27 protein-coding genes are annotated in these 26,912 nt (G+C 42.9%); 12 read left to right on the forward strand and 15 right to left on the reverse strand.

The features are described from left to right. Positions 1 to 95: 95 nt before the first annotated feature. The 4 genes from rpoD to rpsU all read right to left on the reverse strand — a co-directional run bounded on the left by rpoD (position 96) and on the right by rpsU (position 4,695). Complete coding sequence (gene rpoD, locus OQE68_RS17540; RefSeq protein WP_180570376.1) at positions 96 to 1,928, reverse strand: RNA polymerase sigma factor RpoD; 1,833 nt, start codon at positions 1,926 to 1,928, stop codon at positions 96 to 98. A 127-nt stretch (positions 1,929 to 2,055) separates the two neighbouring features. Further along, a complete protein-coding gene (dnaG, locus tag OQE68_RS17545) occupies positions 2,056 to 3,879 on the reverse strand; it encodes a DNA primase (RefSeq protein ID WP_180570375.1) in 1,824 nt (607 codons plus the stop codon). 101 nt (positions 3,880 to 3,980) lie between these two features. After that, positions 3,981 to 4,430 carry a GatB/YqeY domain-containing protein gene (locus tag OQE68_RS17550; RefSeq protein ID WP_180570374.1) on the reverse strand — a complete coding sequence of 150 codons (450 nt, stop codon included), beginning with the start codon at positions 4,428 to 4,430 and terminating at the stop codon, positions 3,981 to 3,983. Positions 4,431 to 4,479: 49 nt separating this feature from the next. After that, the gene (gene rpsU, locus OQE68_RS17555; protein ID WP_163832384.1) at positions 4,480 to 4,695 is read right to left on the reverse strand and encodes a 30S ribosomal protein S21; all 216 of its coding nucleotides are present in this window, start codon (positions 4,693 to 4,695) and stop codon (positions 4,480 to 4,482) included. A gap of 211 nt (positions 4,696 to 4,906) precedes the next feature. Between rpsU and tsaD the strand changes: the two genes are divergently transcribed. Genes tsaD through OQE68_RS17570 form a run of 3 tightly spaced genes read left to right on the forward strand, consistent with a single transcriptional unit; the run spans position 4,907 to position 6,890 of the window. Then, the gene (gene tsaD / locus OQE68_RS17560; RefSeq protein WP_180570373.1) at positions 4,907 to 5,938 is read left to right on the forward strand and encodes a tRNA (adenosine(37)-N6)-threonylcarbamoyltransferase complex transferase subunit TsaD; all 1,032 of its coding nucleotides are present in this window, start codon (positions 4,907 to 4,909) and stop codon (positions 5,936 to 5,938) included. Positions 5,939 to 5,987: 49 nt separating this feature from the next. After that, positions 5,988 to 6,347 (forward strand): dihydroneopterin aldolase, encoded by a 360-nt coding sequence (folB, locus tag OQE68_RS17565; protein WP_180570372.1) that lies wholly within the window; start codon positions 5,988 to 5,990, stop codon positions 6,345 to 6,347. Between the two features lie 15 nt (positions 6,348 to 6,362). Continuing rightward, the gene (locus OQE68_RS17570; protein ID WP_180570371.1) at positions 6,363 to 6,890 is read left to right on the forward strand and encodes a 2-amino-4-hydroxy-6-hydroxymethyldihydropteridine diphosphokinase; all 528 of its coding nucleotides are present in this window, start codon (positions 6,363 to 6,365) and stop codon (positions 6,888 to 6,890) included. 30 nt (positions 6,891 to 6,920) lie between these two features. Here OQE68_RS17570 and OQE68_RS30565 read toward each other — a convergent pair whose 3' ends face one another. The 8 genes from OQE68_RS30565 to OQE68_RS17610 are packed head-to-tail and all read right to left on the reverse strand — an operon-like array spanning position 6,921 to position 15,608. After that, complete coding sequence (locus OQE68_RS30565) at positions 6,921 to 8,090, reverse strand: tRNA nucleotidyltransferase/poly(A) polymerase-related protein (protein ID WP_180570370.1); 1,170 nt, start codon at positions 8,088 to 8,090, stop codon at positions 6,921 to 6,923. Positions 8,091 to 8,112: 22 nt separating this feature from the next. Next, the gene (glpE, locus tag OQE68_RS17580) at positions 8,113 to 8,442 is read right to left on the reverse strand and encodes a thiosulfate sulfurtransferase GlpE (protein ID WP_180570369.1); all 330 of its coding nucleotides are present in this window, start codon (positions 8,440 to 8,442) and stop codon (positions 8,113 to 8,115) included. Then, the gene (locus tag OQE68_RS17585; protein ID WP_180570368.1) at positions 8,439 to 9,260 is read right to left on the reverse strand and encodes a symmetrical bis(5'-nucleosyl)-tetraphosphatase; all 822 of its coding nucleotides are present in this window, start codon (positions 9,258 to 9,260) and stop codon (positions 8,439 to 8,441) included. The genes glpE and OQE68_RS17585 overlap by 4 nt, the downstream gene beginning before the upstream one ends. Before the next feature lie 17 nt (positions 9,261 to 9,277). After that, positions 9,278 to 9,661 (reverse strand): Co2+/Mg2+ efflux protein ApaG, encoded by a 384-nt coding sequence (apaG, locus tag OQE68_RS17590; protein ID WP_180570367.1) that lies wholly within the window; start codon positions 9,659 to 9,661, stop codon positions 9,278 to 9,280. Positions 9,662 to 9,688: 27 nt separating this feature from the next. Continuing rightward, positions 9,689 to 10,489: a 16S rRNA (adenine(1518)-N(6)/adenine(1519)-N(6))-dimethyltransferase RsmA gene (gene rsmA / locus OQE68_RS17595; RefSeq protein WP_180570366.1), complete on the reverse strand. Its 801-nt coding sequence runs from the start codon at positions 10,487 to 10,489 to the stop codon at positions 9,689 to 9,691. A 15-nt stretch (positions 10,490 to 10,504) separates the two neighbouring features. Then, positions 10,505 to 11,503 (reverse strand): 4-hydroxythreonine-4-phosphate dehydrogenase PdxA, encoded by a 999-nt coding sequence (gene pdxA, locus OQE68_RS17600; protein ID WP_266195768.1) that lies wholly within the window; start codon positions 11,501 to 11,503, stop codon positions 10,505 to 10,507. Beyond that, positions 11,500 to 12,786, reverse strand: a complete 1,287-nt coding sequence (locus OQE68_RS17605; RefSeq protein WP_180570365.1) for a peptidylprolyl isomerase — start codon at positions 12,784 to 12,786, stop codon at positions 11,500 to 11,502. The genes pdxA and OQE68_RS17605 overlap by 4 nt, the downstream gene beginning before the upstream one ends. Positions 12,787 to 12,788: 2 nt before the next feature. Continuing rightward, positions 12,789 to 15,608 carry an LPS-assembly protein LptD gene (locus OQE68_RS17610; RefSeq protein WP_180570364.1) on the reverse strand — a complete coding sequence of 940 codons (2,820 nt, stop codon included), beginning with the start codon at positions 15,606 to 15,608 and terminating at the stop codon, positions 12,789 to 12,791. A gap of 268 nt (positions 15,609 to 15,876) precedes the next feature. Between OQE68_RS17610 and OQE68_RS17615 the strand changes: the two genes are divergently transcribed. The 3 genes from OQE68_RS17615 to djlA are packed head-to-tail and all read left to right on the forward strand — an operon-like array spanning position 15,877 to position 18,498. Beyond that, positions 15,877 to 16,941, forward strand: coding sequence for an aminoglycoside phosphotransferase family protein (locus OQE68_RS17615; protein ID WP_180570363.1), 1,065 nt, complete (start codon positions 15,877 to 15,879; stop codon positions 16,939 to 16,941). Beyond that, complete coding sequence (gene murU / locus OQE68_RS17620) at positions 16,938 to 17,645, forward strand: N-acetylmuramate alpha-1-phosphate uridylyltransferase MurU (protein WP_180570362.1); 708 nt, start codon at positions 16,938 to 16,940, stop codon at positions 17,643 to 17,645. The genes OQE68_RS17615 and murU overlap by 4 nt, the downstream gene beginning before the upstream one ends. Before the next feature lie 13 nt (positions 17,646 to 17,658). Then, positions 17,659 to 18,498 carry a co-chaperone DjlA gene (djlA, locus tag OQE68_RS17625; protein WP_180570361.1) on the forward strand — a complete coding sequence of 280 codons (840 nt, stop codon included), beginning with the start codon at positions 17,659 to 17,661 and terminating at the stop codon, positions 18,496 to 18,498. On the opposite strand, the gene OQE68_RS17630 is transcribed toward djlA, so the two are convergent. After that, positions 18,456 to 19,616 (reverse strand): DUF3530 family protein, encoded by a 1,161-nt coding sequence (locus tag OQE68_RS17630; RefSeq protein ID WP_180570360.1) that lies wholly within the window; start codon positions 19,614 to 19,616, stop codon positions 18,456 to 18,458. The genes djlA and OQE68_RS17630 overlap by 43 nt on opposite strands. Positions 19,617 to 19,786: 170 nt before the next feature. On the opposite strand from OQE68_RS17630, the gene rpe reads away from it, so the two are divergent. The 5 genes from rpe to trpC all read left to right on the forward strand — a co-directional run bounded on the left by rpe (position 19,787) and on the right by trpC (position 24,726). Beyond that, entirely contained in the window at positions 19,787 to 20,461 is a 675-nt protein-coding gene (rpe, locus tag OQE68_RS17635) for a ribulose-phosphate 3-epimerase (protein WP_180570359.1), read from the forward strand. Between the two features lie 324 nt (positions 20,462 to 20,785). Further along, on the forward strand, positions 20,786 to 22,264 hold the full coding sequence (gene trpE, locus OQE68_RS17640) for an anthranilate synthase component I (protein WP_180570358.1): 1,479 nt from the start codon (positions 20,786 to 20,788) through the stop codon (positions 22,262 to 22,264). 13 nt (positions 22,265 to 22,277) lie between these two features. Beyond that, a complete protein-coding gene (locus tag OQE68_RS17645; RefSeq protein ID WP_180570357.1) occupies positions 22,278 to 22,862 on the forward strand; it encodes an anthranilate synthase component II in 585 nt (194 codons plus the stop codon). A 10-nt stretch (positions 22,863 to 22,872) separates the two neighbouring features. Continuing rightward, the gene (trpD, locus tag OQE68_RS17650) at positions 22,873 to 23,919 is read left to right on the forward strand and encodes an anthranilate phosphoribosyltransferase (RefSeq protein ID WP_180570356.1); all 1,047 of its coding nucleotides are present in this window, start codon (positions 22,873 to 22,875) and stop codon (positions 23,917 to 23,919) included. 3 nt (positions 23,920 to 23,922) lie between these two features. Beyond that, positions 23,923 to 24,726 (forward strand): indole-3-glycerol phosphate synthase TrpC, encoded by an 804-nt coding sequence (gene trpC, locus OQE68_RS17655; RefSeq protein ID WP_180570355.1) that lies wholly within the window; start codon positions 23,923 to 23,925, stop codon positions 24,724 to 24,726. Between the two features lie 107 nt (positions 24,727 to 24,833). On the opposite strand, the gene crp is transcribed toward trpC, so the two are convergent. Continuing rightward, positions 24,834 to 25,475: a cAMP-activated global transcriptional regulator CRP gene (crp, locus tag OQE68_RS17660; RefSeq protein ID WP_180570354.1), complete on the reverse strand. Its 642-nt coding sequence runs from the start codon at positions 25,473 to 25,475 to the stop codon at positions 24,834 to 24,836. Positions 25,476 to 25,718: 243 nt separating this feature from the next. Between crp and OQE68_RS17665 the strand changes: the two genes are divergently transcribed. Continuing rightward, positions 25,719 to 26,141 (forward strand): OsmC family protein, encoded by a 423-nt coding sequence (locus OQE68_RS17665; RefSeq protein ID WP_180570353.1) that lies wholly within the window; start codon positions 25,719 to 25,721, stop codon positions 26,139 to 26,141. Positions 26,142 to 26,257: 116 nt separating this feature from the next. On the opposite strand, the gene coq7 is transcribed toward OQE68_RS17665, so the two are convergent. Beyond that, the gene (gene coq7 / locus OQE68_RS17670) at positions 26,258 to 26,908 is read right to left on the reverse strand and encodes a 2-polyprenyl-3-methyl-6-methoxy-1,4-benzoquinone monooxygenase (RefSeq protein ID WP_180570352.1); all 651 of its coding nucleotides are present in this window, start codon (positions 26,906 to 26,908) and stop codon (positions 26,258 to 26,260) included. Positions 26,909 to 26,912 lie beyond the last annotated feature (4 nt).

Here is a 26,912-nt window from a genome sequence, read left to right on the forward strand (position 1 = left end):
GTGTGATGTTGTGCAAGTTTATTTTAGACAATAAAAAAGGCACCGATAGGTGCCTTTGGTTTTAAATTTGAAATTAACTGCTTGTGTTGCAGGTACTACTCATCCAGGAAGCTTCTGAGGTGGTCAGAACGAGTAGGGTGGCGCAGTTTACGTAAGGCTTTGGCTTCGATTTGCCTAATCCGCTCACGGGTGACATCAAACTGTTTACCCACTTCTTCTAGCGTGTGGTCAGTGTTCATGTCGATACCGAAGCGCATTCTTAATACCTTCGCTTCTCTTGCCGTTAATCCAGAAAGTACTTCCCGAGTGGCATCTCTCAGGCCACCAATTGTGGCAGAGTCAACGGGTAATTCAATGGTGGCATCTTCGATAAAGTCACCCAGGTGGGAGTCTTCATCATCACCAATAGGTGTTTCCATTGAAATAGGCTCTTTCGAGATTTTTAGCACTTTGCGGATTTTATCTTCAGGCATTTCCATCCGCTCAGCTAGCTCTTCCGGTGTTGGTTCTCTACCCATTTCTTGTAGCATCTGTCGTGAAATACGATTTAGCTTATTAATGGTTTCGATCATATGTACCGGAATACGAATAGTCCGAGCCTGATCGGCAATTGACCGGGTAATGGCTTGTCGAATCCACCAAGTGGCATAGGTTGAAAACTTATAGCCACGACGGTATTCAAACTTATCAACGGCTTTCATCAAGCCGATGTTGCCTTCCTGAATTAAATCAAGAAACTGTAAGCCACGGTTGGTGTATTTCTTGGCAATAGAAATTACCAGACGCAGGTTTGCCTCAACCATTTCTTTTTTGGCGCGGCGTGCCCGAGCTTCACCAATGGACATGCGACGATTGATTTCTTTTACTTCAGGAATAGTTAAGGAAAACTCTTCCTCAATAGCCAACAGTTTTTTCTGAGAGCGCTGAATTTCAGGTTTGAATATATCAATACCTTCAGCGTATTTTGTTTTTTTACTGGTTAATGTATCGCACCAGTCAAGGTTTGTTTCATTGCCTGGGAAGGCTTTTAAAAACTCCTTGCGTGGCATTTTTGCGGAACGAACACACAAATGCATGATCGCCTTTTCGTTGTAGCGAATTCGCTCTAATGCGTTACGAACTCTAAAAACCAACAAGTCAAATAGTTTGGGTGTTAGCTTAACTGGCATAAATAGAGCCGCTAGCTGCTCTAGCTCTGTGCCTGTTTCTTTGCTATTTCTGCCATGCTTTTCTGTGGCAGAGATGACTTTTTCCAATTGCTCTCGTATCTCTGTAAAACGAATTCGTGCTTCTTCTGGATCAGGACCGCTTTCTTTGTCCTCATCATCATCACTGTCTTCATCGTCTTCGAGATCGGCTATTAGTGCTTCGTCTTCCTCTTCTTCTGTTGCAGGAACAGCTGCTGCTGTTTCAGAGTCTGGATCGATGAAGCCATTAAATAGGTCGCTTAAGCGGCCTTCTTCTTCTACGATTTTGTCGTATTCGTTTAGAATATTTAGAACCGAGCCGGGGAAATACGCAAGGGCATTCATTACGTCTCGCGTACCTTCTTCGATACGCTTGGCTATGCTGATCTCACCTTCACGGGTTAGTAGCTCAACTGTTCCCATTTCCCGCATATACATACGTACGGGGTCAGTAGTACGCCCTGCTTCTTGCTCAACAGCTGCCAGTGCGGCAGCAGCTTCTTCAGCAGCTGCTTCGTCTGTGTCTGCTTCGTTTAATAGCAGGGTATCTGCGTCGGGCGCAGCTTCATAAACCGTAATTCCCATATCATTGATCATGCGGATTATGTCTTCCACTTGATCTGGATCTGAGATATCCTCTGGTAGGTGGTCATTTACTTCGGCATAAGTAAGATAGCCTTGTTCCTTGCCGCGCGCGATAAGCTCTTTAAGGCGAGATTGTTGCTGCGAATTTTCGGACATAGTTACCCTTTAACAACGAAATCAGATGTGCCGACGGTAAGAGCGAAATTATAGCCCATTTCTAAAGCGCTGTTCTAGCAGTTTAGCTGTATTTTTGCAGTATCGAAAAATAACCTTCATTTTTTCTTCAATCATTATTGCTTTTTTGCTGCCGTAGTCGTGCGAATGCTTTTAAATAGTCTGCTTTGCTCGTTTCATCGTTGAGTGTAGTGGCTTTGCTGGCCAGTTCGTTCAGCTGTTGTTTGGAAGTGGCAGCCGAAAGTTTGGTTTGTACTCGTTTAATACTGTCAATAAATAACAGGTTTGTTTGTTTAGTCGTTTCTGGTGCAGAATTGTTCAAGATTTCTTTGAGTCGATTCCCTTCGGTAGTTCCATAATAGTGACCAATAAACTCACCAATTGATTCTTGAGGCTGATTGTCGCTAAGTAGATTTTTTTTAAAATAGTGCATGGCATCTATGAGTAATTGAGTTGCTTGATCAGCAGCACTGCCATGGAAATTATCAAAATTTACCTGGCTGACTAAGGTCGGCTCAATAAACAGTAATAGTAGCGCTGTCTCAGCTGGTGAGCGGACTACCTGGGCTGTTTGAGGCTGTGAATAAGAAGGTATCTGCCCCGTTGGTTTTGAAACTGTAATTGGTGTTGAGTGTTGGGCTGAAAGCGCAGAGGGGGTAGGGCTACTGGGGCTTATACCGGTTAACTCTGCTAAGCGATTTTCAATAAGCTGTTTAAATGTGCTGGGCTTTAAATTATTGAGGTAAGGAGAAGCCAGCTTTGATAATTTAGCTCTGCCTTCCAAGCTATGCAGGTTGACTTGTGATTCCAGTTGCTGAAAAAAATATTCTGTTAAAGTCAGGCTTTGATTATCAAGGCGTTGTTGAAATTGCTTTGGCCCTTCGCTGCGGATAACAGAGTCTGGGTCTTCTCCTTGAGGTAAAAATAAAAATTTTGCACTGTAGCCATCTTCTATACTGCTGAAAGAGTTTTCTAAGGCTCGCCATGCTGCTTTTTTACCTGCCTCATCACCATCAAAGCAAAAGATAATTTCATTGGTTTGCTTAAATAATTTGCGAACATGATCGGTTGTAACAGAAGTACCTAAAGTGGCTACTGCTTGAGTAATGCCGTGTTGGGCTAGTGCAATAACATCCATATAGCCCTCAACTACCACTAAGCTGGTAAGCTGACGGTTTTGCTGTTTAGCTTCGTAGAGCCCATATAATTCTTTGCTTTTTTGAAAAACAAGCGTTTCTGGTGAATTGAGGTATTTGGGTTTTTCATCTGTAAATACCCTGCCACCAAATGCAATGACTCGACCCCGCTGATCTCTGATAGGAAACATTAAGCGATTACGAAATCGATCGTAATAGGACTGTTTTTCTGGTTGTTGAATGACCAGTCCTGCTTCCTCAAGTTTGGTTAAGCTGTTTGCTTGAGAGGTAAGGGCATTAATCAGGTTACTCCAGCCCGCGGGTGCAAAACCAAGGCCGTATTGTTGAGAGATGGCGTGAGTAACACCGCGTGATTTAAGATAATCTTTTGCCAACTGGGCTTGAGAGTGATTAATCAGCTGTTGTTGATAGTATTCAGCTGCATTACTCAGAAGTTGATAATAGGCTTGATGGTTTGGCTGTTGATAATGCTGTTGCTCTCTGGGTACGTCTAATCCTAATGAGCGAGCTAATGTTTCAACTGCATCAACAAAGTCTAGGTGTTCAAATTCGCTAATAAATTTTAACGCGTTCCCTGTTGCCCCGCAGCCAAAACAATAATAAAACTGTTTGCTTGAATTAACTGAAAAAGAAGGCGTTTTTTCGTGATGAAAGGGGCAAAGTGCTGTGTAATTTTTACCAGCCTTTTTTAGCTCAACACGGGAGGCAATCACATCGACAATATCAATGCGAGCTAATAATTCATCAAGAAAAGTGCGAGGAATCAGTCCCGCCATAACGATTTCAGAAAATGTTTGAGCTAGGTGTTAAGATAAGCGGCAGTAGTTTTAAATCTACCGCCGCTGTCAAAGGTAGGCAAGGGTAAGTAGTAAGTCTGTTAACTTAACTTACTTTTGATTAATTTACTCACCTCCCCCATATCTGCACGGCCTTGCACTTTTGACTTAAGAATACCCATCACTTTGCCCATATCCTGCATACTCATTGCACCTGTGGTTGCAATGGCTTCAGCAATCAACTGGTCAAGTTCTGCATTAGTAAGTTGCTCTGGCAGAAACTCTTGAATAATCTCAATTTCAAATGCTTCCTGTTCAGCCAGTTCCTGACGGCCTGCCTGTTGATATTGATTGATTGAATCCCGGCGCTGTTTGACCATTTTATCTAGAATGGCAACTGCTCTGGCATCTTCAATCTCAATTCGTTCATCTACTTCAATGCGTTTAAACTCCGCAGAAGCAAGACGTAGGGCGGCTAAGCGAGGTTTATCTTTGGCTCGCATTGCGTCTTTGATGGCTTGAGCTAAGCGATCTTTAATTGAGTTTGCCATGTTGTTGTTTGCTTATATCTGACAGGTTATTGGCAATAGAATGAAAAAATTAATACAAACGCTCGCGACGACGCTGTTCTCTTTGTAGCTTTTTAGCGTGACGTTTTACAGCAGCAGCTGCTTTGCGCTTGCGTACAGTTGTTGGCTTTTCGTAATGCTCACGACGACGAACTTCAGCCAAAACACCAGCTTTCTCGCAAGAACGCTTGAAACGACGCAGGGCAATATCAAAAGGCTCGTTTTCTTTTACTTTTACCGCAGGCATGCAGATTACACCTTCCTTTATAAGTCTATGGTTAGTTTCAATGTAAGTGGTCATCACACAGTTTAGACCACGATGAAGGTGGCGAATATTAAAGGGTTCTGTCAAGAAATGCAAAGGGTAGGTTAGTGGCCTTAGAGAATTGCAAAAGTTAAATCGTATTTGCAGTGTGGTTATTTTATTATTGGCTTTTGTTTTTTGGTATTAGTGCAAGATGATAGTAGTAGGTATTGAAACATCCTGTGATGAAACCGGTGTTGCTGTTTACGATAGTAACCGAGGCCTGCTGGGTGAGGCTTTGTTTAGTCAGGTGGCCATGCATGCTGATTATGGTGGCGTGGTGCCTGAGTTAGCCTCTCGCGATCATATTCAGCGGCTTGTGCCTTTATTAGATCAGGTGTTGGAGCAGGCTTCACTCACAAAGCAGGATATTGATGCAGTGGCTTATACCAATGGCCCCGGATTAATTGGCGCCTTGATGGTTGGAGCTACTTTTGCTCGATCACTCAGCTATACCCTTAATATCCCTGCAATAGGGGTGCATCATATGGAAGGTCACCTGTTGGCCCCTATGCTAGAAGAGCAGCCACCTGCGTTTCCTTTTGTTGCCTTATTGGTTTCAGGTGGGCATACCCAGCTAGTAGATGTTAATGGTATTGGCCAGTATGAGCTATTAGGAGACTCGGTTGATGATGCGGCAGGAGAGGCATTTGATAAAGCCGCGAAAATGATGGGGCTGGATTACCCCGGTGGCCCACGAATTGCCAAGCTTGCTGAAGATGGTACACCTGGGCGCTACAAGTTCCCTCGACCGATGACAGATCGGCCTGGTTTGGCTTTTAGTTTTAGTGGGCTTAAAACCTATACCTTGAATACAATTCAAGCAGCTAAGCAAAACAGTGACTTAAGCCAGCAGACTCTGGCTGATATTGCCTATGCTTTTCAAGAAGCGGTGGTTGAAACCTTGGCGATCAAGTGTCGTCGAGCACTGCAAGCCACTCAACATAAGCGCTTGGTTATTGCTGGCGGCGTTAGTGCTAATAAAATGCTGCGAGATAGGTTAACCAGTATTGCGGCGAAAGAGTCTGCTACATTGTTTTATCCGCGACCAGCGTTCTGTACTGATAATGGCGCGATGATTGCCTATGCTGGCTGCCAACGACTTTTGGCTGGTGAGCAGGAAGTGGACCCTATTCAGCCAAAGCCACGCTGGCCAATGGAAGCATTAACTGCAGTGGAAACTTAATATTTTCAGTTGATTGATGTAATTATTTGGTAGAAGTGACGAGAGTTGAATGGACAAAGTATTAATTGAGCAGCTTGAGGTTTCCACGGTTATTGGCGTATATGAATGGGAAAAACAGCAGCCTCAGCCATTAATTATTGATTTGGCAATGGATATAGACTGCACTGCTGCAATGCAATCTGATGATTTAACGGATGCGTTGGATTATGCCAAAGTAGCAGAGCTAGTCACCCAATACTGCAATAAAGAACAGTTTCAGTTACTGGAGAAATTAGCAGGTGAGTTAATTCGACTGATCTTTACTGAGTTTTCGGTTGCAGCTGTTAAAATAAAAATTCGTAAGCCGCAAGCTATTGAAAACGGAATCGCCGCTGTTGAGTGTTTCCGCACCCGTGAGCAGATGAACTAACTAATTGATATTCCAATGAAGCAAGCAGTATTGCTCGGCATTGGCTGTAATGTGCAGCCAATGACTCAAATTCCTAAAATTCTTAATGTGCTGGTTGTAAGGTTCAATCAGGTTTGGTTGAGCCGACTGGTAATGACTAAACCGGTTGGTGTAAAAAATGCCGCTGATTTTTGTAATGGTGTTTTGTATTTCTATTCAGACTTATCTGAACAGGCTTTAAATGAATGGTGTAAGCAGTCAGAACAGCAAGTTGGCAGAGCCCCACAAGACTGTAAGTCAAGGCAAGTGGCAGACCTGGATTTGTTATGGTGTGGCCCTTCAAACCAAAGGCTTGATCCTGCGGCACTCATTACGGAAAGCTACTACCAGCAACCTGCTAGAGACGTTTTAACATTCGTGGATAGACTAGCTGTAAATACCACTACTCTTGTTTCACAGTCAGTTGATATATTGCGAGTTTCAGGCCCTAATGGTGAAGTGCTAGGTGATAAACCAACCACTATTGAGAAACAAATTTTACCTTCAAAAATAAATGGCTTTTAGCTGATTGTGTAACTTGGCTATATGACATATTCATATGGTTTTATGAGATATTTGGGCGAGTGCTTTATTGATGATTTCAAGTTGCTGCTGAGCGATTGCCTGGCCTAACGCCTTACCTTTTTTGCCTTGTGCCTGTAGTTGCTTGATATCAATTTGCTTAAATTGTTGGCTAATACCTAGTAATTGATCAGTAGTTAAAATAAGTGGTTGCTGCAGCTCGTTTGCGGCAATCTCAATAGCTGTGATGATATGGGTAAATCGTTCTGGTCGTCTTACAGCATCCGCTTGCTTTAAACACTGCCAAACAATTTCTTCGGAAAGTGGCGTGGTAGTTAAATGAGGTAATAATTGAATACCTGCTTTTGTTGTTGCCTTAAACTGGTTAGGCAGTTTGATATTTTCTGCAAACTGTTCAAAATGGCCGATGGCGGTTGGCTGCTGAATTAATTCATTGCTGGCAAACAGGTTAATAATAAATGCTGCAAAACGAACAATCTCAGGTTGTGTGGTTGTAACTGCTGCATCTAAAGTGTTCAATGCTGCAGCAGGCATTGTTGGCTGGTTGATAGTTAAAGGCGATATCAAAATATTCAGAGCGCCGCACTGATGCAGGGTTTGAAAATAAATGGCTGGGTGTGGTTCAGCTAATGCCCGTTCAGTTTCTTGCCATACTCGTTCTGCTACTAAATGGCTAGCTTCTCCAGAATTAACCATCTCAACCATTAATGACATGGTTTCTGGTGCGATAGTAAAACCTAAATGATGGTAGCGTGCTGCAAAACGAGCAACACGCAATATTCTTAAAGGATCTTCAGTAAATGCAGGCGACACATGTCGTAAAATGCCTTGCTTTAAATCCTGATAGCCATGAAATGGATCAATTAATGCTCCATCGGGAGTTTGGGCAATAGCGTTGATAGTTAAGTCTCGCCTTAATAAGTCCTCTTCAAGAGTGACGTCAGGAGCTGTGTGACATATAAAACCTGTGTAGCCTTTTCCCTGCTTACGCTCAGTACGTGCTAATGCATACTCTTCATGGGTTTGAGGGTGAAGAAAAACCGGGAAGTCTTTGCCTACTTGTTCAAAACCATTAGCCAGCATTTCTTCTGGAGTGCTGCCAACAACTACCCAGTCTCGATCTTTAACAGACTTACCTAACAGGTGGTCGCGGACTGCGCCACCAACTAAAAATACTTTCATAGGGCTACTAACTAAATGAATACTACTCTTCCATTGTATTTTCGCAAACAGCAGGGTAGTCCTGCTGCCAAGCAGTAAAGCCGCCATCCATACTGTATACATTGCTGAAACCTTGATCAGCAAAAAAATGTGCGGCTGCTAAACTGCTATGCCCATGATAGCAATAGATAATAATGATATCTTCTAGTTCTGCATTAGCTAAAAAATCATGAATGCCCTGATTATCTACATGAGTAGCGTTGGGAATGTGGGCCTGTTGATAGCTGCTCAAATCACGAATATCAACAAAGATGGCACTTTGTTGCAAGTGGTTGAAAGCATCAGTGGTAGAAATTCGTTTGAATTCACTCATTGCGTTTTACATCGGCAGGTGGTGATTTTTTTGGATTCTACATTCATTAGGGTCAAGTGATTGCCCCATACGCAGCCTGTATCCAGGGCAAAAACATTATGGCTTTCACTTTCAGTTTTGCCTTCTAAAGCAGCCCAATGACCAAATAAAATAGTGGTATCTTTGGCTTTGCGTTTACTGTGTAGGTACCAGGGTTTATAACCTTTAGGGCCTTCTTTGGGGGAGCCTTTAGCGGATAGCTCCAACTCACCCAGGCAATTACAAAAGCGCATCCGGGTAAAGTAATTAGTAATTAAGCGTAATCGTGGCCAACCTTTTAAGCTTTTATCCCAGCGGTTGGGCTGGTTACCATACATATTACTTAAAAAGTCGATAAAGTGCTCACCTTGTAATACTTCTTCAACTTCTGCGGCACGAGCCAATGCTTTTTTTATAGACCATTGTGGAGGAATTCCGGCATGTACCATAGCCATATTGTTAGCTTCATCGTAATAAACTAACGGCTGATGACGTAGCCAATGGAGTAGTTGGTCTCGATCAGGAGCGGTTAAAATATCACTTAACGTGTCTTGTTTTTTGTGGGGTTGCACTCCGTGAGCGATGGCTAATAAATGTAAGTCATGGTTACCAAGGACAATTTTGCAGCTATCACCCAGTTTATAAATATATCGTAGGGTTTCCAGTGAGTTGGGTCCTCGGTTCACTAAGTCCCCTACAACCCAAAGTTTATCTTCAGCTGGACTAAAATTAACTTTTTCCAGTACGCACTGTAGCTGATAAAAACAGCCTTGAATGTCGCCAATTACATAAGTAGCCATCGTTCGCCCAGTATTAATCAGTGAACTATGTTGGGTACCGCTAAAGTAAATGGAGTTATTGGAGCATTAAATAGCTGACCATCTTTAGCTTGCATTTGATAGCTGCCATACATACTACCAACCGGCGTTGGTAAAATGCAGCCACTACTATAGGTATAGCTGGTACCTGGTGCGATGGAAGGCTGCTGACCAACAACGCCGTCTCCTTGGATATGTTCTACCTGGTTTTCTCCATCAGTAATTATCCAATGTCTAGATAACAGTTTTATGGTTTGATTGCTTTCATTAGTAATTGTGATTGTATAGCGAAATACAAATTCAGACTCATTAGGCTCAGATTCATGGGGCAAGTATTCTGTAACCACGTCAATTTTAACTGGATGAGGGCAAGTATCTGTCATGATATTAAGTATAGTGTTTTAAATTGTTTAGCGTTTAGCCAAATAATTAGCCAGGCTAATAAATTGCGATAAAGTGATTTGTTCCGGACGAAGGGTAGGGTCAATGGCAAGCTGGTGAAGTTCATCAGCGGCAAATAATGACTTAAGTGTATTGCGAATGGTTTTGCGCCGCTGACTAAAAGCCAGTTTTACTACCTGCTCGAGCTGCTTAATGTCTTCAGCAGGCTGCTCAATTGATCGATGCGGCGTTAACTTTACAATGGCGGAGTCCACTTTAGGGGCGGGCTTAAACGCACCAGGGTTGACTGTAAATAAATAATCAATTTGGCAAAAATACTGAGCCATTATACCAAGCCTGCCGTATGCTTTTTCGCCTGGCTGAGCTGCTAGCCTTTCTACCACTTCTTTTTGCAGCATAAAATGCATATCACTAATTAGTTCTCGAAAGCTAAATAGATGAAATAATAAAGGAGTGGAAATATTGTACGGTAGGTTACCAATTACCCGGATTTTTTGGTTGGGATCTGCTAGTTGCTTAAAATCGAATTTGAGTGCATCTCCCTGGTGTAGATGAAAGTTGTTGTAGCTAGCGAAACTTGCTAATAATCCTGGTACTAAATCACGATCAAGCTCAATCACATGAGTTTCACTGCCTGATGCTACCAAGCTAGCGGTTAAGGCTCCTTGGCCAGGGCCAATTTCAACCAAGTGTTGGTCTTGTTGTGGAGTGATAGCTTGAATAATGCGTTGAATAACACCGGTATCATGTAAAAAATTTTGCCCAAAGCGCTTGCGTGCCCTGTGGTGAAAAGTCGGGGGATTAGCCATAAAGAAATTAATAGTTCAGCCTTGTTGAGATTGCGACATATTAATCGCGTACTCAATTGCAGTAAACAAACTTCCTGGGTCAGCTGTCCCTGTGCCTGCTAAGTCTAAGGCTGTGCCATGGTCAACCGATGTTCTAATAAAGGGGAGGCCTAAGGTGATATTGACTGCATTTCCAAATCCTGCATATTTAAGTACAGGTAGTCCTTGGTCATGGTACATAGCTAAAACAGCATCAGCTTGAGCTAAAGGTTTTTGAGTAAAAGCAGTATCAGCAGGTAGTGGCCCAGTTAGGTTAAAGCCAAATTGTTTGGCTAAGCGATTGAGTGTTGGAGTAATGATTTCAAACTCTTCTGTACCTAAATGCCCACCCTCACCAGCATGAGGGTTTAAGCCGCAAACCAAAATATGTGGCTGGGCGATACCAAATTTTTGCTGAAGGTCTTGGTGTAACACGCTAATGACTTGTTCAAGTAGTGTGGGTGTGATAGACGCTGATACGGTTTTAAGTGGAAGGTGGGTGGTTGCTAACGCCACTCTTAAGCTACCGCTGGCTAGCATCATTACCACTTGTTGTGTATTTGTGGCTGAAGCTAAGTATTCAGTATGGCCGCTAAAAGGAACTCCGCTATCATTGATAACTCCTTTGTGAATAGGGGCGGTTACCATTGCAGCAAACTCCTGCTGAGAACAACCCTTAATTGCAATGTCTAACATATCTAGCACATGTTGTGCATTGGCTGGGTTGAGTTGGCCTGGTATGACTGTATGTTGCGTTTGAGTTGGTAAAACCAATAATTGGTTTAATGGAGTTGGTTTAGCAGGCTGCTTTGGTTCATAAGTCTGTAGCTGGATTTCTAGTCCTAATTGTTTGGCTCGTGCTGTAAGAATGGCAGGGTCTGCAGCTACTACAAGCTGTGCGTTAAACTGCTGGGCTGCTAATGCAAGGCATAGGTCTGGGCCTATGCCTGCGGGCTCTCCGGAGGTGATAATAATCCGGGGGCAATAATGGCTCACAGTTTTATTTCTACGTAGGCTTCGGCACGAATTTGTCGAAGCCAGTTTTGCAGCTCTTCTTCGTACTTGCGGTTCCGTAAAATAATTCGAGCTCTATTTTCTTGAACCAGCTTGCTCATATCCTGTTGGCGAGTATCCAGTACCTGTAAAATGTGCCAGCCATAACGACTCTTAAATGGCTTGCTAATCGTGTTAACAGATACTTCTGATAATTTGTCACGAAAGGCCGGGACCATATCATTTGGGTTTACCCAATCTAAGCTGCCACCATTTAAAGCTGAGCCAGAGTCATCAGAAAAGGCTTTGGCCAGTTGTGTAAAGTCTTCACCATTTTCTAAGCGTAAATAAAGTCGGTCAGCCAGTGCCTTCGTTTGCTTTTCAGAGCGTATTTCACTGGGTTTAAGTAAAATATGGCGAGCTTTAAACTGGGTTTGCATTAGCTTATCTTGACCGCCACGTTTAGCAATCAGTTTAATAATATGAAACCCACTAGGGCTACGAATAGGTTTACTAATATCACCTTTATTCATCGATTGTACTTGGTTGGCAAATAAAGACGGCAGTTGATTAGCTTTACGCCAGCCAAGATCGCCACCTTCTAAGGCTTTTTGACCATCTGATACGGCTACTGCAACCTGACCAAAATTGGCGCCTTGTTTAAGCTTTTGGTAGACAGTAGTTGCTTTCTGTTTCGCTTGGTTAGCCTGGTTGGGTGTTGCTGACTCAGGAAGGGCAATTAAAATATGACCTAATCGGTAATCTGCGGAAAGCTGGTATTTCCCCTGTTCTGATTGCAGAAAGTTTTTTATTTCTTGCTGAGTCACCTGAATCCTATCTGCAACCCTGCGTTTTCGAACACGATTAATAATTAAATCACGACGAATTTGCTCGCGGGCTTTTTCGAAGGAAATTCCATCTTGGGCTAAGGCTTGTTGAAACTCACTTAGTGACATGTTGTTGCGTTGAGCAATGCGATTAACTGTATCACCTAAGGTTTGTTCGTTAATTCGAATATTAGCACGATCACCCATTTGTAATTGCAGGCTTTCAATAATCAGCTTTTCTAAAACCTGCTTAGTCAGGGCATCCTCTGGAGGAAGTTCAGTATCGCGTTGCCTTAGTTTACGACGCACCATGGCCAGCCGCTCTTGCAGCTGACTGGCTGTTACCACATCGCTATCAACAACTGCAACAATCCGATCGAGGGTTTCTGCACTTGCGCTGACTGGGTTAAATGCCATCCCAATACAGGTGGCTAAAATAAGTTGTTTATACCACTTCATAATTATAACTTGTTGCGCTCTTCCCGTTCACGGTAACCGTCAATCCCTTCTAAGAAACCTTCGACTTTACTGCCAAATAAGTTACCTAAACCTTTCATGACAAACTGAACAAAAACACCATTATCGGTCTCTGCATTATCTATATCATCGTCACCATCAATCCACTGACGACCAATAAAGCGTATTTTATAACAGCAGCTATCATATTCAGCACCAAACATCGCTTCAAGTCGGCGGCTATTGGTGACATCATAATTCCAGCGACCTAGTGCACTCCAGTTGGATGCCACTGGCCAGATAAACGACAGGTCAGCCTGCTCAATATCCCCATCTGCAAACTGGCCAGGAATGGCATTACCATTTTCATCTTTACGAGTACGGTCTACCTGGTCACGGAAACGGTAGCTGAAGTTCAGCAGGCGATTATAGTCAGGATGGTAGCGAAGGCTAGAGGCAAACTCTTCATTACGCCCCTCATTGGTGTTGTAAATCCAGTCCTGCTTGAATGAAAGTGCTGAGGTAATATTCCACACCAGTTCAGATGCTAATGGTGATGTAGAGGCTCTTTGGTCATCTAAATAACGGCGTGTACTCTCGTCAATATTGACATCATTGCTTGGGTTATTAGTGGTGTCAAAGTGGTTAGGGTCAAGAAGGACTTCTCGATCTTTAAAATAGAATATCTGCCCTGTACCTACCCTGAAGCGCTCAAAGCCGTTATCTTCAATAAAGCGGGATGTAACCCCGAGAGCGATTTGATTAGCATCGCCTAGCCGGTCATAGCCACTGAAACGGTTGTCTCGCCACAACTGCGCATAACTAAAGCTGTTACTTGAAGTATCAAATACAGGGTTTTGCTCTTGATCACCTTTTTCTGGCGAGTAAACATACAAGGCTCGAGGCTCTAAAGTTTGTGTGAACTGACTCTCGCCAAACAGGACTTTACGATCAAAGAGCAGTCCACTATCTAGGGTGAATACAGGTGTTGTTGTGCTAGGACTGGTGTCGTATTTCAGGTTAAATTGGTTTCTTGGACCGTTTGGAACAAAATCTTCCCTGTCTAGGTTTGTTAGTCTGTATTGGACATGTTTGAACTTTAGGCCAGGAGTAACAAAGGCATAAGGCCATTCAAACTTATATTTTACACCAGTTTCTGCATAAAAGCGGGAGCCTTTGGCATTGGTAAATTCATTGGTTCCTTCACCATAGATACTACGAGTTACGTCATTTTCAATATCTTCAGGACTTCGGTTTGCAACTTGGCCTTGGTACTTCCAGTCTTTATCTCGAGTGAAATAGGTAACATCAGTTAGATAATCAAACTCAAGGCCATTATCTGCCAGCAAGTTACCTTTAAACTCAAATTGAGGGACTTTCTCATAGGAGTCATCACTGGTGTTGCTCATATTTTGATATTTTTGAACAGCCGTTGTGAAGGTCCAGCTGTGCTTGTTATCACCACCGTTATAAACGGTTTTAAAGGCTTGATTGAGGTTGTCTTGGCTAGAGACCTCTAGGGATGTGCCAAAGTCTCTAAAATAGTCTTTGTCACTGGCTTTGGTGTAGTCAATATTAAATTTCCAGCGGTCTGTTAAGCGTTGATCATGTATCCAGTTGGCATACCAGCGATCCTCTCCTGCTTGGCGGTTACCATCTTTTAAATCATCGCTGCCTAAATAGGCGCCGCCTACCTCACCAGAACTATTGGGTGTTAAATAGCGAAACTCGCCTTCAAGCAAAAAGCCTCGCTCAGCCATGTAACGAGGGTAAAGAGTAGCATCGTAATTTGGCGCTAAATTGAAATAGTAAGGGGTAGTAAGATCAAAGCCGTTATCCCCAGAGGTGCCTATCGTTGGCGCTAAGAAACCTGATTGGCGTCGATCATCAATGGGGAAGTAAATGTAAGGTGTATAAAAAACTGGGATGCCAGCAACACGAATGGTGGCGTGTTTTGCTGAACCAAATCCGGTAAATTTATTTAATGTGATGTCTTTACCTGTTAATGTCCAGGCATTACTGTCTGGGGGGCAGGTTGTATAGTTGGCGCTCTCTAAAACAACTAGCTCATCCTCGCGTCGGGTGATCGTTGTTGCTTCTCCACGGCTGTGGTTTTTATGGAAAAGGTAGCGTGCATTTTTAATGTCCATACGCCCAGACTGAAGGTTGACAGCGGCTTGCTGACCTACCAATAACAGGTTTGGCTCCCTTAGGATGACGTTACCTTCAAACTCTGCTGTATCAGTATTCTGATGTAAGGTGGCGTTATCGCTTTGTAACTGACGATAACCCTGGCGAATTAATACCTTGCCAGTAAATTTAGCTGTACCATCCTGATCATACTCTGAGTCTTGTGCTTCTGCGTAAATAGGGGCGTCGGCAGGGTTGCCTTGATAGTCCATACCCAGCCTAAATGGCTCAATATAGGCACCTGAACACTGGGGAGCGACTTGTTGTCGCTGCTCTTCTGTCAGTTGGTCCAGGCTCACCCAGTCAAGCTGAGGTAAGGCAAGTGGGCCAAAAGCCTCCCCTTCATGAACTGGACTTGCATTCACAGGCTCCTCTTGACTGGCAATAGTTGTAGCAGAGGTATCTGCTGCACCGGCTTTTTCAGGAGGGCGTGGAGCACGCTTGACGGTACCTGGCGGTTTTGACTGGACATTACAATTCCAGCCTTGGCCGTTAGCCCCGGGCAGACAGTGCCACTCACTATTCTGTTCTCCTTGAGGAGCTGCGTAGAGAGTAAGGCTAGTGGATCCAGCTAACAAACCAGTTGTTAGTAGCCAGTGTATATTGTTTGTGAATTGTAACTTTTTTACTGCCATCGCTATTCAGTCCAGGCTTCCTGTCGGATAAGATTGCCAAGTGACGCAATTCAAGGAAATAACCCAAGAGTTTATAAATGCTATAAATAATAAACAATACATAGCAAAAGCCAATGCATAATAATTTATGGGTGTTAGTAGGAGCTATCTAACGCATAAAGAATTTCTGCAATTGAGACCTGAGTTATAGATTTTGTTTTCTAAACTTGGTCTACAGATAAGCTTAATTAACAATCACTAGCAAATTTGTAAATGGTAAAAAGGCTGTATGAATATTAGGCGGCAAGTGCTTTCAAATTGGCTTAATCAGGTGTTGCCGACCATAGAGTGCCAATTTAACTGGCATCACACAAATCATCAAGTACCACTTGTTTTATTATACGGTGATGCGAGTTTTCGAAAATATTACCGAATCCAGCCTAGTACAGATTGTACGCTAATTGCTGTTGATGCGCCTCCAAAGTTTGAAGACTGTAAAGCATTTATCGATATTAGTGAGTATTTATATAAAAAAAATGTAAAGGTGCCTAAAGTTTATGCGTATGACATTAGCAATGGCTTTTTGTTATTGGAAGATTTGGGTGACACATTATTACTAGATCAGCTTAATCAGTTATCAGCAACTGACTTATATCAGCAAGCGGTGGCTGATATGGCAAAGTTTCAAGCAGCTCAGATGCCTAATGGGTTAACCATTCCATCATACGATGATGCTTTTTTAATGCGAGAGATGGATTTGTTTGAACCCTGGTTTCTCGAGAAACTCCTCAACATCTCTGTAGATAATGCAACACTTGAAGCAATTAGTAATATTAAGCAACATATCATTAATGAGTTGCTATCTCAGCCAAAGACTTGTGTACACAGAGACTACCACAGTCGTAATTTGATGGTGTGGCAGCAACAGTTAGCGGTGATTGACTTTCAGGGGATGGTATGGGGGCCGGCTTGTTATGACTTGGCTTCTTTGTTTAAAGACTGCTATATCCGCTGGCCAAGAGAACAGGTATTGACCTGGTTGGAGCAAGCCGTTCAACAACTACCTCTACTGCAGCCGTACTCCTTTGCTGAAATAGTTAAGTGGTTCGACTGGACAGGGCTGCAGCGCCATTTAAAAGTGTTAGGTTTATTTGCCCGGTTAGCGATTAGAGATAAAAAAAATCGCTATTTAACTGACGTGCCGGTAGTTATTGGTTATGTAATGGAGGTGATAGCCCAATATGAAGAGTTGGCAACGCTGAAACAGTTGTTTGCTGAAATAGTGCTCCCTGAACTATTTACGCAGCCCTGGTTCCAGCCAGAAATACTACAGGAGCCATTAGATATCTCATGAAAGCAATTATTTTGGCTGCAGGGCTTGGTACTCGAATGCGGCCTTTAACTTTGAAAACACCTAAACCGCTACTACCAGTATTAGGTAAACCGTTGATTGAGTATCAATTGGAGCGGCTGGCTGCAGCAGGGATAACTGAGTTGGTGATTAACCATGCTTATTTAGGGGAGCAAATAGAGTCTTACTTAAAAGATGGTAGCCGCTGGGGAGTTAATATCAGCTACTCTCCTGAACCTGAGCCACTGGAAACTGCAGGTGGTATTACTCATGCGTTATCACTACTGGGAAACGCTCCCTTTATTGTGATTAATAGTGATATTTGGTGCGACTACCCTTTAGAGCAGTTGCATTTACCCGAAAATAACTTAGCTCATTTGGTGTTGGTGGATAATCCGGACCACAATGTGGAGGGTGATTTTTCATTGATAGATGGTTTGGTAACACTTAAAAGCAGAGCACAGCGCTTTACTTTTACTGGTATTAGTGTGTTGAGTCCGGCATTATTTAATAAACTGCCCCAAGCTAAATGGCCATTGGCACCGGTTTTAAAAGAAGCGATTGATCAAGGGCTAGTGTCGGGTGAGCAGTATCATGGTTATTGGTTGGATGTAGGAACCCCTGAGCGGCTTAAGCAATTAGAAAATGACTTGGTGGCCAAAACAGCAATAGTTGAAAAAGCAGCAGTTGAAAAAAATAGTAACTGAGTGAAATTATAAAATGTTTCGTTGGGTTGGGTTGTTAATTGCCTTACTAATAGGTTGGCGCTATGGCGGCTGGCTAGGTGCTTTAATGTTAAGTGGTTTGGTATGGGCGTTTAGCCGACAAACCCGCTGGCAGGTGCTGCAAGGGGGAAAGCAAGATGGTTCGCCTAAAGCGTCAACTGATTACCAAAATAATGCACAACAAGTTCAAACCGCTTTCTTTAAAGCGACATTTTTAGTAATGGGAAAGTTGGCCAAGGCGGATGGGCGAGTATCAGAGCAGGAGATTCAGCAAGCAGCATCCGTTATGGCTAATATGCGTTTGAGTCAGGAGCAGCGTAAGGCAGCCATTGCATTATTTAACCAGGGTAAACAGGGTAACAATCAGACGGTTCAACAAGCGCTAACCGATTTTGCCAGCCAGCTAAAAGGCAATCAAAGCTTGTTAGACATGTTTATTGAACTACAGCTTCAAGCTGCATATGCAGACGGTCGTATTACTCAATCTGAATGGCGGGTGCTGGAAGATGCTGCAGCAGTATTAAAAATAGGCCCACTAAAATTGAAGCTGATTCATCAGCGCTTCCTGGCTCAGCAGCAATTTTATCAGCGGCGTAATAAAACTTCGCTAGGAAAGCAAGTTGATAATGCTTATGCAGTGATGGGGGTTAGTCCAAGTGCAGATGACAAAACGCTGAAGCGCGCCTATCGCCGTTTAATGAGTCAGCACCATCCTGATAAGTTACTAGCCAAGGGGTTGCCTGGGGAAATGGTGCAGCTGGCAAAAGAAAAAACCCAAGAAATTCAAATAGCTTATGAGCTAATCAAAAGCCACCGAAAAACTATTAACTCTTGATCAAATGCAGCTATAGATAGCTGTTTATTGTTTTTTTTTGCGCGCGTTGAAAGCTCTGTGGTTTTGGTTCGGCGCTTCAACCAACTTTTTATTCGTTTAAATACCCATTCATTTGTGGTCTCTTGACTATTAGGGGCGGCAGGCAAGCGATACTGAAAGTAGTTATAGTTTTTGCTGCGATGGGCGGCTGCAACTCGTTGGTTGGCTTCGGGAGATGGTCCTGGGTATTGAGTGATATAAATATCGAGAGTTAGTAAATGAGACTTCTCTAGTAGTTTAGGAATAGTCATCTCTAATGCCCGGCTAGGAGAGGGGTTGATTAATATGAGCGCATGGACATTTTTGGGTTGCTGCTCTGCTATAAATGCTAGAGCCCAGTGTGCTCCTTCCCGCTGTCCCACTATCACTTGAAAGAGCAATCCTTGTTTAGCCAGATGATCTAGCCCTTGGTTAATACGGTTGTACATGTCTTTAACGGGGTCGTAGGGAGGCTCTGTTTTTTCAGAAGACTGGGGGGCAGCTTGAGATTCTTCAGGTTTATTTTCTTCAGACTGTTCTGGCTTTTTGTCACTGTCAGCAGTTTTTTCTGTTTCGGCTGAGGATTCTTCTTCTTGCTCACCTGGTTGTTCTACTGCTGGTTCCGTTTGGCTTTCTGTTGTTTGCTGGCCACTAGCTAATGTAATAATACCTTTAGGAAAAAACGTTCTTTCTGGTGGCGTAAGTGGTTTACCCTGAACTGGCATTATAGCGAGTGTATGCCAGCCTGCATCAGGCAGCTTTTTGCGTAATGGCAGGATAGTTTTGGGCCAGTTGATATGCTGGCCTTCTGCAGGAATCAGTAAAATCCCCCCTTTGGGTGAGCCTGTATTTTCTTGTAAATAAGCAGCTAAAAATGTTTCTCCCTCTTTCTCTTTAGGTAACATCAAAATTTCATCAGTAGAGAGACGTTCTTTTAATAGTTGAAACAGGGTTTGTTCTGAAGAGGGCAGACTAGGTCTTACTACAGGCTTGGGTGGTGATGAGTTTGTATTGCTTTCTGGTTCAGCCGGCTCTGATCCCACTGTAGATTCTGTTGGATCTTCTGAGGCTGCTTTGGACTGCTGTTGGGCCAGGCTCAAAGGAGGAAAGCTCCCAGCAAATAAGCAGGTTGTTATGACGGTGGTAATCCAGAAAGTTTTTTTAAACACTTTTCAGTTCAAACAGATAGGGGTTTTGCCTCTTTCATGAATTCTAGTTGAGGATCAGTTAAAATTAACACGCTATGTTGATTTGCTTGGAAACTTAACTAATGAAAGATTTTTTAATTGCTCCCAGTATTCTTTCTGCTGACTTTGCTCGTTTAGGTGAAGAAGTAGACAATGTACTAGCAGCAGGTGCAGATATGGTGCACTTTGATGTGATGGATAACCACTATGTTCCTAATCTGACCATAGGTCCGATGGTGTGCAAGGCGTTGAGAGATTATGGAGTTAAAGCTCCTATTGATGTCCATTTGATGGTCAAGCCTGTTGATCGCATTATTGGTGATTTTATTGACGCTGGGGCAAGCTATATTACCTTTCACCCTGAGGCATCAGAACATATTGATCGCTCTTTGCAAATGATTAAAGCGAGTGGCTGTAAAGCAGGTTTAGTATTTAATCCTGCTACTCGACTAGACCATTTAGAGTATGTGATTGATAAAGTTGATATGGTGTTGTTGATGTCAGTTAACCCAGGATTTGGAGGACAAAAATTTATTCCTCAAACCCTCAACAAAATTCGCCAAGCTCGACAGTTAATCGATGCTAGTGGTTTGGATATTCGGTTAGAAATTGATGGTGGTGTCTCTACAAGCAATATTCGGGAAATAGCGGAGGCGGGTGCTGATACTTTTGTTGCAGGGTCGGCTATTTTTAACGCACCAGACTATAAGGCAGTTATTGATACCATGCGCACTGAGTTGTCTCAGGTCACTGCTTAAGCATTGTGGCTACTGCAGCTACTGACCAAAAACTGCTAGTTTGGAGTCGCTAACAAACAGTAAAAGCTGTTGTATTTTTTGTTGCTTCTAGCATGGTACTTTAATAGGGTATGATTAAGTTGAGTAGCTGCATATGTAGTAGCTAATAGATAAAACATTTATTTTTTAATCAGTAAACTGGAGACAAGCGTGAGTCATAGCGGCTTTATTGTTAACCCATGTCTAACTATGTCTGATGACCTTGTGCATAGCTGGCGATGGCGTAATTGGTGGCTTGTTTAAAACAAAGCAAACTAATCACGATATTTAACAGTAGGAGACACTATGACCCCGGAGCAATTTTCCAGCCTGGCTGCTGCAGGCTATAATCGTATTCCCGTGACCCATGAGGTGCTGGCAGACTTAGATACGCCACTTAGCACCTATTTAAAACTCGCCAACCAACCCTTTAGCTATTTATTAGAGTCTGTACAAGGAGGGGAAAAATGGGGGCGCTATTCTATTATTGGGTTGCCTGCCAAAGAGCAAATACTAGTAACAGGCTTTGAAATTAAACGGTATGTCAGTGGCCAACTAGTAGAAACTCGACAAGAGCAAAACCCTCTTAACTATATTGCTGACTACCAAGCGCAATTTAAAGTACCTCAACTACCTGGGCTACCACGCTTTTTTGGCGGTTTGGTTGGTTATTTTGCCTACGATACGGTGCGATATATTGAGCCAAAGCTTCAAAAAACCACGCCACCTGATGAATTAAATACACCTGATATTTTTCTCATGCTGTCCGAAGAAGTGGTCATTTTTGACAACTTAACAGGCAAAATTTTGTTTGTAGTTATGGCTGATCCTAGCCAAACAGAAAGCTTAAATTCTGCGAAACAGCGCCTCCATGAGCTGGTTGAAACCTTACACTCCAAGCCGTTTACTGCACCGACTTCAAAGCAGAAAAGGGAAGTGACAGAAGCAGACTTTAAATCATCGGTGGGTCAAGAAAAATTTGAAGCGTCAGTCGCTAAAGTCAAAGAATACATTTTAGCGGGTGATGCGATGCAGGTGGTGTTGTCTCAGCGGATGACAGTACCATTTCATTCTCCACCATTAAACTTATATAGAGCCCTGCGCTGTCTAAATCCATCACCCTATATGTATTACCTGGACCTGGGTGAATTCCATGTGGTGGGGTCTTCTCCAGAGATACTCGCCCATGTGGAAGATGGTCAAGTGACCGTTCGGCCAATTGCTGGTACTCGTAAGCGTGGTAAAACCGAGGAGCAAGATTTGGCCTTGGAAAAAGAGTTGTTGGCTGACCCTAAGGAGCTGGCTGAGCACTTGATGCTGATCGACTTGGGTCGTAATGATGTTGGTCGAGTTGCGCAAACTGGTACAGTAAAATTGACGGATCAAATGGTAATCGAGCGTTACTCCCATGTGATGCATATTGTGTCCAATGTAATTGGTCAGGTGAAAGAAGATTTATCTGCGCTGGATGTGCTCAAGGCAACATTGCCTGCTGGAACACTTAGTGGTGCCCCTAAAGTGCGTGCAATGGAAATAATTGATGAGTTAGAAACCACTAAGCGTGGTGTTTATGGTGGGGCTGTGGGGTATTTGTCCTGGCATGGCAATATGGACACAGCCATTGCAATTCGAACCGCAGTAATTAAAAACCACCAACTTTATATTCAGGCTGGGGCTGGAGTAGTGGCAGATTCGGATCCAAGCCTGGAGTGGAAAGAAACCCTCAATAAAGGGCGTGCCATGTTTAGTGCAGTAGCAATGGCTGAAAAAGGCTTAGTGGAATAATTGGGGGTGTGCAATGTTACTGATGATTGATAATTACGATTCGTTTACTTACAACATCGTTCAGTATTTGTCAGAGCTTGGTGCTGATGTTCAAGTACACCGAAATGATGAAATTACTGTTACTGATATAGAACAGCTAAATCCAGAGAGAATAGTCATTTCTCCTGGTCCGTGTACACCTAATGAAGCGGGAATTTCAATGGCTGTGATCAAACACTTTGCAGGTAAGCTCCCTATTTTGGGTGTTTGCTTGGGGCATCAAAGTATTGGGCAAGTGTATGGCGGCAAGGTCATACGGGCTAAACAAGTTATGCATGGAAAAGTTTCTCCCGTTAAACATGCTAATAAGGGAGTCTTTCAAGGGTTGGAAAATCCGTTGCAATCGACTCGTTACCACTCATTAGTGCTTGAAGCTGAGTCATTACCAGACTGTCTTGAAATAACTGCTTGGACTGAAACAGAACAAGGCGAGTTGGATGAGATCATGGGGGTTCGCCATAAAACATTGGCTATAGAAGGCGTTCAGTTCCATCCAGAGTCGATTATGACTAGACAAGGGCATGAGCTGCTGAATAACTTCCTGCAACAGACCTGCTGAGGTACCTATTATGGATATAAAGCAAGCAATAGCAACGGTAATTGATCACCGTGATTTAAGTACCGAAGAAATGGTTTTGGTCATGCGACAAATCATGACAGGGCATGCAACAGATGCGCAAATTGCTGCATTTTTGATTGGCCTGCGGATGAAAAGTGAAAGCATTGATGAAATAACCGGTGCTGCTCAAGTTATGCGGGAGTTGGTGACTCCTGTTGAAATTGAGGTAGAAAACTTAGTCGACACCTGTGGTACCGGTGGTGATGGGGCTAATATTTTTAATGTATCTACCGCCGCCGCATTTGTAGTTGCTGCTGCAGGAGGCCATGTTGCCAAGCATGGCAATCGCTCTGTATCGGGTAAGTCAGGTAGTGCAGACTTGCTAGAGGCTGCTGGAATAAAATTGGAGCTAACCAGTGAGCAAATTGCTCGTGCTGTAGAGCATGTAGGGCTAGGATTTATGTTTGCGCCTTTACATCATGGTGCCATGAAGCATGCCATTGGTCCCCGTAAAGAAATGGGGGTTCGTACCCTGTTTAATATGCTGGGGCCAATGACCAATCCAGCGAGAGTTAAACGGCAAGTGATCGGTGTATTTAGCAAGCCATTGGCTAAACATATGGCTAATGTGATGAAGCGTCTGGGAAGTGAACATGTCATGGTAGTGCACTCAGCTGATGGCTTAGATGAAATTTCGATTGCTAATCAAACCTATGTAGCTGAACTTAAAAATGGTGAGGTTAAAGAATATACAGTTAAGCCTGAAGACTTTGGTATTAGCAGTCAAAGCTTAATTGGCCTAGAAGTCGCTGGCCCAGAAGAAAGCTATGCATTGATTCAAGATGCTTTGGGTAAACAAAAGGGCTCTAATGCTAGTAAAGCAGCCGATATTATTGCACTAAATGCTGGTGCTGCTATTTATGTAGCTGGGCTGGCAGATGATTTGGCTGAAGGGGTAAAAGATGCACAAGATGCCATTTACAGTGGTCTGGCTAAAGAAAAAATGGCAGAGCTTGCTAGCTTCACCCGTTATGCAACCCAGAAAGATGATGAGTAATACATGAATACGCCAACTGTGTTAAAGAAAATCCTCGCTCGTAAAGAAGAGGAAATAGCTGAGCGTTTACAAAAAAAACCAATAGAGCAGTTAATCGAACTAGCTAGTAGTGCTCCTGCTTGTCGAGGCTTCAAGGCAGCTGTTGAAGCTAAAGTGAAGGCAAAGCAACCTGCAGTAATTGCTGAGATCAAAAAGGCCTCTCCTAGTAAAGGAGTGATTCGAGAAGTATTTGAGCCAGCTGTCATTGCAAAAAGCTACCAGCAAGGCGGTGCTACTTGTTTATCAGTTTTAACAGATCAGGATTTTTTTCAGGGGCATGATAGCTATTTGCAGCAGGCAAAAGCAGCTTGCAACCTGCCCGTATTAAGGAAAGATTTCACTATTGACCCTTATCAAGTGTATGAGGCTCGTTGTTTAGGTGCTGACTGTATCCTTTTGATTGTTGCGGCTTTGAGTGATGAACAGCTAAAAGGGCTTAATCAATTAGCGCAAAAGTTAGGCTTAGATGTGCTTGTTGAAGTGCATGATGAAACTGAACTTGAGCGAGCACTGCGGCTATCTGGAGAGTTTTTGCTGGGAATAAACAACCGTAATTTGCATACTTTTGATGTGAGTTTGGAAACTACTTTTAAATTACTCAAGCAGTTGCCTGATAACCGGCTGGTTGTTACTGAGAGCGGGATTCATACGATAAATGATGTCCAGTCTATGCTGGCGCATGATGTTTATGCCTTTTTGGTAGGAGAGGCGTTTATGAGAGCAGATGAGCCTGGTGAGCAGCTAGCTGAACTTTTTAGTCATCAATAAAAGGTTAGTAGTAAATAAAAGTTAACAATAACAATAAATAAAAAGGCGACTCAGTGTCGCCCATTTATTGGATAGGATGTTGGGTTTTTTATTTCGCTGGCTTTGTGCTAACGGGTGCCGTACACCACCATAGTCTTTCCTTTTACTGACACTAAGCCTTGCTCTTCTAGGGTTTTTAATACTCGCCCGACCATTTCTCGAGAACAGCCAACAATCCGGCCAATTTCCTGGCGAGTAATTTTAATTTGCATGCCGTCTGGGTGAGTCATTGCATCTGGCTCTTTACATAAATCAAGTAAAGTGCGAGCTACACGTCCAGTCACATCAAGAAAAGCTAAGTCGCCCACTTTACGGGTGGTGTTTCTTAAGCGACTAGCGATTTGCTTGCCAATAGCAAATAACATTTCTGGGTCATCATCACAGTATTCGCGGAACTTGTTGTAGCTGATTTCTGCGACTTCACACTCGGTTTTAGCTCTAACCCAAGCGCTTCTTGAGCTATCTTTTTCGTCAAGAAATAAGCCCATTTCACCGAAGAAGTCACCTTCGTTGAGGTAGGCAATAATGATATCTCGACCGTCATCATCCTCAATCAGGATAGTGACCGAGCCTTTAACAATGTAGTATAAAGAATCACTACTATCGCCTGCATATATAATGGTGCTTTTCGCACTATAACGCCGACGATGGCATAGTGAAAGAAACTTGTCTAAATCTTTAATCTTTGGTGTTGGGGTAATTGCAACCATATAGCGGGTCCAAAAAAATTATCAATAACATCCTATTATTTTTAGTTTTCATTATTACCACAAAATTCGTTTTGTTCTAGTTTGATTAAAGGTTAAGTGTTTAAATTATGATGTTCGTCCATCTTTTTACGGAGATAGATCATTTCTTTGCCGTGAAACTTAACACTTTACTTAATATGGATGAATTTTTAAGTGGTTCTTTCAATCTCTTTATTATCAAAAGTAGTACGTTAAGGTAGCAAAATGCAAGCAAAAGTAAGATGGATTGATGGTGTAATGTTTTTAGGTGAGTCTGGTAGTGGTCATACGGCTGTTATGGATGGACCTCCTGATCAAGGTGGGCGTAACTTAGGTATTCGTCCAATGGAAATGTTATTACTGGGGGTAGGAGGCTGCTCTTCCTTTGATGTGATGACAATATTACAAAAATCAAAACAGCAAGTGTCTGATTGTTATGTAGATATTAGTGCTGAGAGAGTTGATGAGGTGCCAGCTGTTTTTAGCAAAATTCATTTGCATTTTGTGATTAAGGGGAAAGACCTTAAAGAAGCGCATGTAAAGCGTGCTGTTCAACTCTCTGCTGAAAAATATTGTTCAGCTTCAATTATGCTAAGTAAGGCAGGCGTTGAAATCAGTCATGATTATGAAATTCAAACAGGTGATTGAATTTTGCTGATTAAATAGAGAAGCATCTGAATTGTACTATTTAGATGCTTCAAATATTTTATTGGTCTTGAAACAAGCTTTATTTAAAATTTCATAAAAGCTTAGCAGGACTATTTTTAAATATGATAAGCCGTTTTTGTCATAAGTTTAGAAGTGGCTGTCATAAATAATTTAATGGGCTTAGGGAAATTGATGCCGCCAGCTGCCAGTGCTTTTTCTTCATGAGAAGCTTCATCAACCAACATTTGCTCTACAATCGCTCGGCTTTTGGTGTCTTGGGCTGGTAGCGACTGAAGATGTCCTGAAAGATGTTTGCAGACTTGGTTTTCTGTCGCTGCAACGAACCCTAAACTCCACTTGTCGCCAAGTACTCCTGCAAATGCGCCAATCGAAAAAGATAAACCATACCAAACAGGGTTTAATAAGCTCGGCTGGCTATTGAGTTGCTCTAACCGTTCTTCGCACCAGGCAAGGTGGTCAACTTCTTCTTGGGCTGCCTGTTCCATTTCTTCCCTAACATCAGGTAGTTTTGCGGTAAGCCCTTGGCCTTGATAAAGCGCTTGGGCACATACTTCACCGCTGTGGTTAACCCGCATTAGCCCTGCTGCATGACGCTGTTCTGACTCAGATAATGCATCATCTTTGGCCCCAGCCGCTGGGGAGGGCCTTGAAGGCTGGTGAGCATGCCGGTTCAGGGTTCGCAATACTTGATCTGATTGACTGATAAATTTATCAAGAATTGAGAGTCGCCTTGCATCTTTGGACATACTA

Source organism: Spartinivicinus marinus (genome assembly GCF_026309355.1).
Taxonomy (GTDB): domain Bacteria; phylum Pseudomonadota; class Gammaproteobacteria; order Pseudomonadales; family Zooshikellaceae; genus Spartinivicinus; species Spartinivicinus marinus.

Excerpts from the sequence above, each read along its gene's own strand:
- rpoD (WP_180570376.1), bottom strand. The coding sequence starts at position 1,928 with ATGTCCGAAAATTCGCAGCAACAATCTCGCCTTAAAGAGCTTATCGCG.
- dnaG (WP_180570375.1), bottom strand. The coding sequence starts at position 3,879 with ATGGCGGGACTGATTCCTCGCACTTTTCTTGATGAATTATTAGCTCGC.
- OQE68_RS17550 (WP_180570374.1), bottom strand. The coding sequence starts at position 4,430 with ATGGCAAACTCAATTAAAGATCGCTTAGCTCAAGCCATCAAAGACGCA.
- rpsU (WP_163832384.1), bottom strand. The coding sequence starts at position 4,695 with ATGCCTGCGGTAAAAGTAAAAGAAAACGAGCCTTTTGATATTGCCCTG.
- tsaD (WP_180570373.1), top strand. The coding sequence starts at position 4,907 with ATGATAGTAGTAGGTATTGAAACATCCTGTGATGAAACCGGTGTTGCT.
- folB (WP_180570372.1), top strand. The coding sequence starts at position 5,988 with ATGGACAAAGTATTAATTGAGCAGCTTGAGGTTTCCACGGTTATTGGC.
- OQE68_RS17570 (WP_180570371.1), top strand. The coding sequence starts at position 6,363 with ATGAAGCAAGCAGTATTGCTCGGCATTGGCTGTAATGTGCAGCCAATG.
- OQE68_RS30565 (WP_180570370.1), bottom strand. The coding sequence starts at position 8,090 with ATGAAAGTATTTTTAGTTGGTGGCGCAGTCCGCGACCACCTGTTAGGT.
- glpE (WP_180570369.1), bottom strand. The coding sequence starts at position 8,442 with ATGAGTGAATTCAAACGAATTTCTACCACTGATGCTTTCAACCACTTG.
- OQE68_RS17585 (WP_180570368.1), bottom strand. The coding sequence starts at position 9,260 with ATGGCTACTTATGTAATTGGCGACATTCAAGGCTGTTTTTATCAGCTA.
- apaG (WP_180570367.1), bottom strand. The coding sequence starts at position 9,661 with ATGACAGATACTTGCCCTCATCCAGTTAAAATTGACGTGGTTACAGAA.
- rsmA (WP_180570366.1), bottom strand. The coding sequence starts at position 10,489 with ATGGCTAATCCCCCGACTTTTCACCACAGGGCACGCAAGCGCTTTGGG.
- OQE68_RS17605 (WP_180570365.1), bottom strand. The coding sequence starts at position 12,786 with ATGAAGTGGTATAAACAACTTATTTTAGCCACCTGTATTGGGATGGCA.
- OQE68_RS17610 (WP_180570364.1), bottom strand. The coding sequence starts at position 15,608 with ATGGCAGTAAAAAAGTTACAATTCACAAACAATATACACTGGCTACTA.
- OQE68_RS17615 (WP_180570363.1), top strand. The coding sequence starts at position 15,877 with ATGAATATTAGGCGGCAAGTGCTTTCAAATTGGCTTAATCAGGTGTTG.
- murU (WP_180570362.1), top strand. The coding sequence starts at position 16,938 with ATGAAAGCAATTATTTTGGCTGCAGGGCTTGGTACTCGAATGCGGCCT.
- djlA (WP_180570361.1), top strand. The coding sequence starts at position 17,659 with ATGTTTCGTTGGGTTGGGTTGTTAATTGCCTTACTAATAGGTTGGCGC.
- rpe (WP_180570359.1), top strand. The coding sequence starts at position 19,787 with ATGAAAGATTTTTTAATTGCTCCCAGTATTCTTTCTGCTGACTTTGCT.
- trpE (WP_180570358.1), top strand. The coding sequence starts at position 20,786 with ATGACCCCGGAGCAATTTTCCAGCCTGGCTGCTGCAGGCTATAATCGT.
- OQE68_RS17645 (WP_180570357.1), top strand. The coding sequence starts at position 22,278 with ATGTTACTGATGATTGATAATTACGATTCGTTTACTTACAACATCGTT.
- trpD (WP_180570356.1), top strand. The coding sequence starts at position 22,873 with ATGGATATAAAGCAAGCAATAGCAACGGTAATTGATCACCGTGATTTA.
- trpC (WP_180570355.1), top strand. The coding sequence starts at position 23,923 with ATGAATACGCCAACTGTGTTAAAGAAAATCCTCGCTCGTAAAGAAGAG.
- crp (WP_180570354.1), bottom strand. The coding sequence starts at position 25,475 with ATGGTTGCAATTACCCCAACACCAAAGATTAAAGATTTAGACAAGTTT.
- OQE68_RS17665 (WP_180570353.1), top strand. The coding sequence starts at position 25,719 with ATGCAAGCAAAAGTAAGATGGATTGATGGTGTAATGTTTTTAGGTGAG.
- coq7 (WP_180570352.1), bottom strand. The coding sequence starts at position 26,908 with ATGTCCAAAGATGCAAGGCGACTCTCAATTCTTGATAAATTTATCAGT.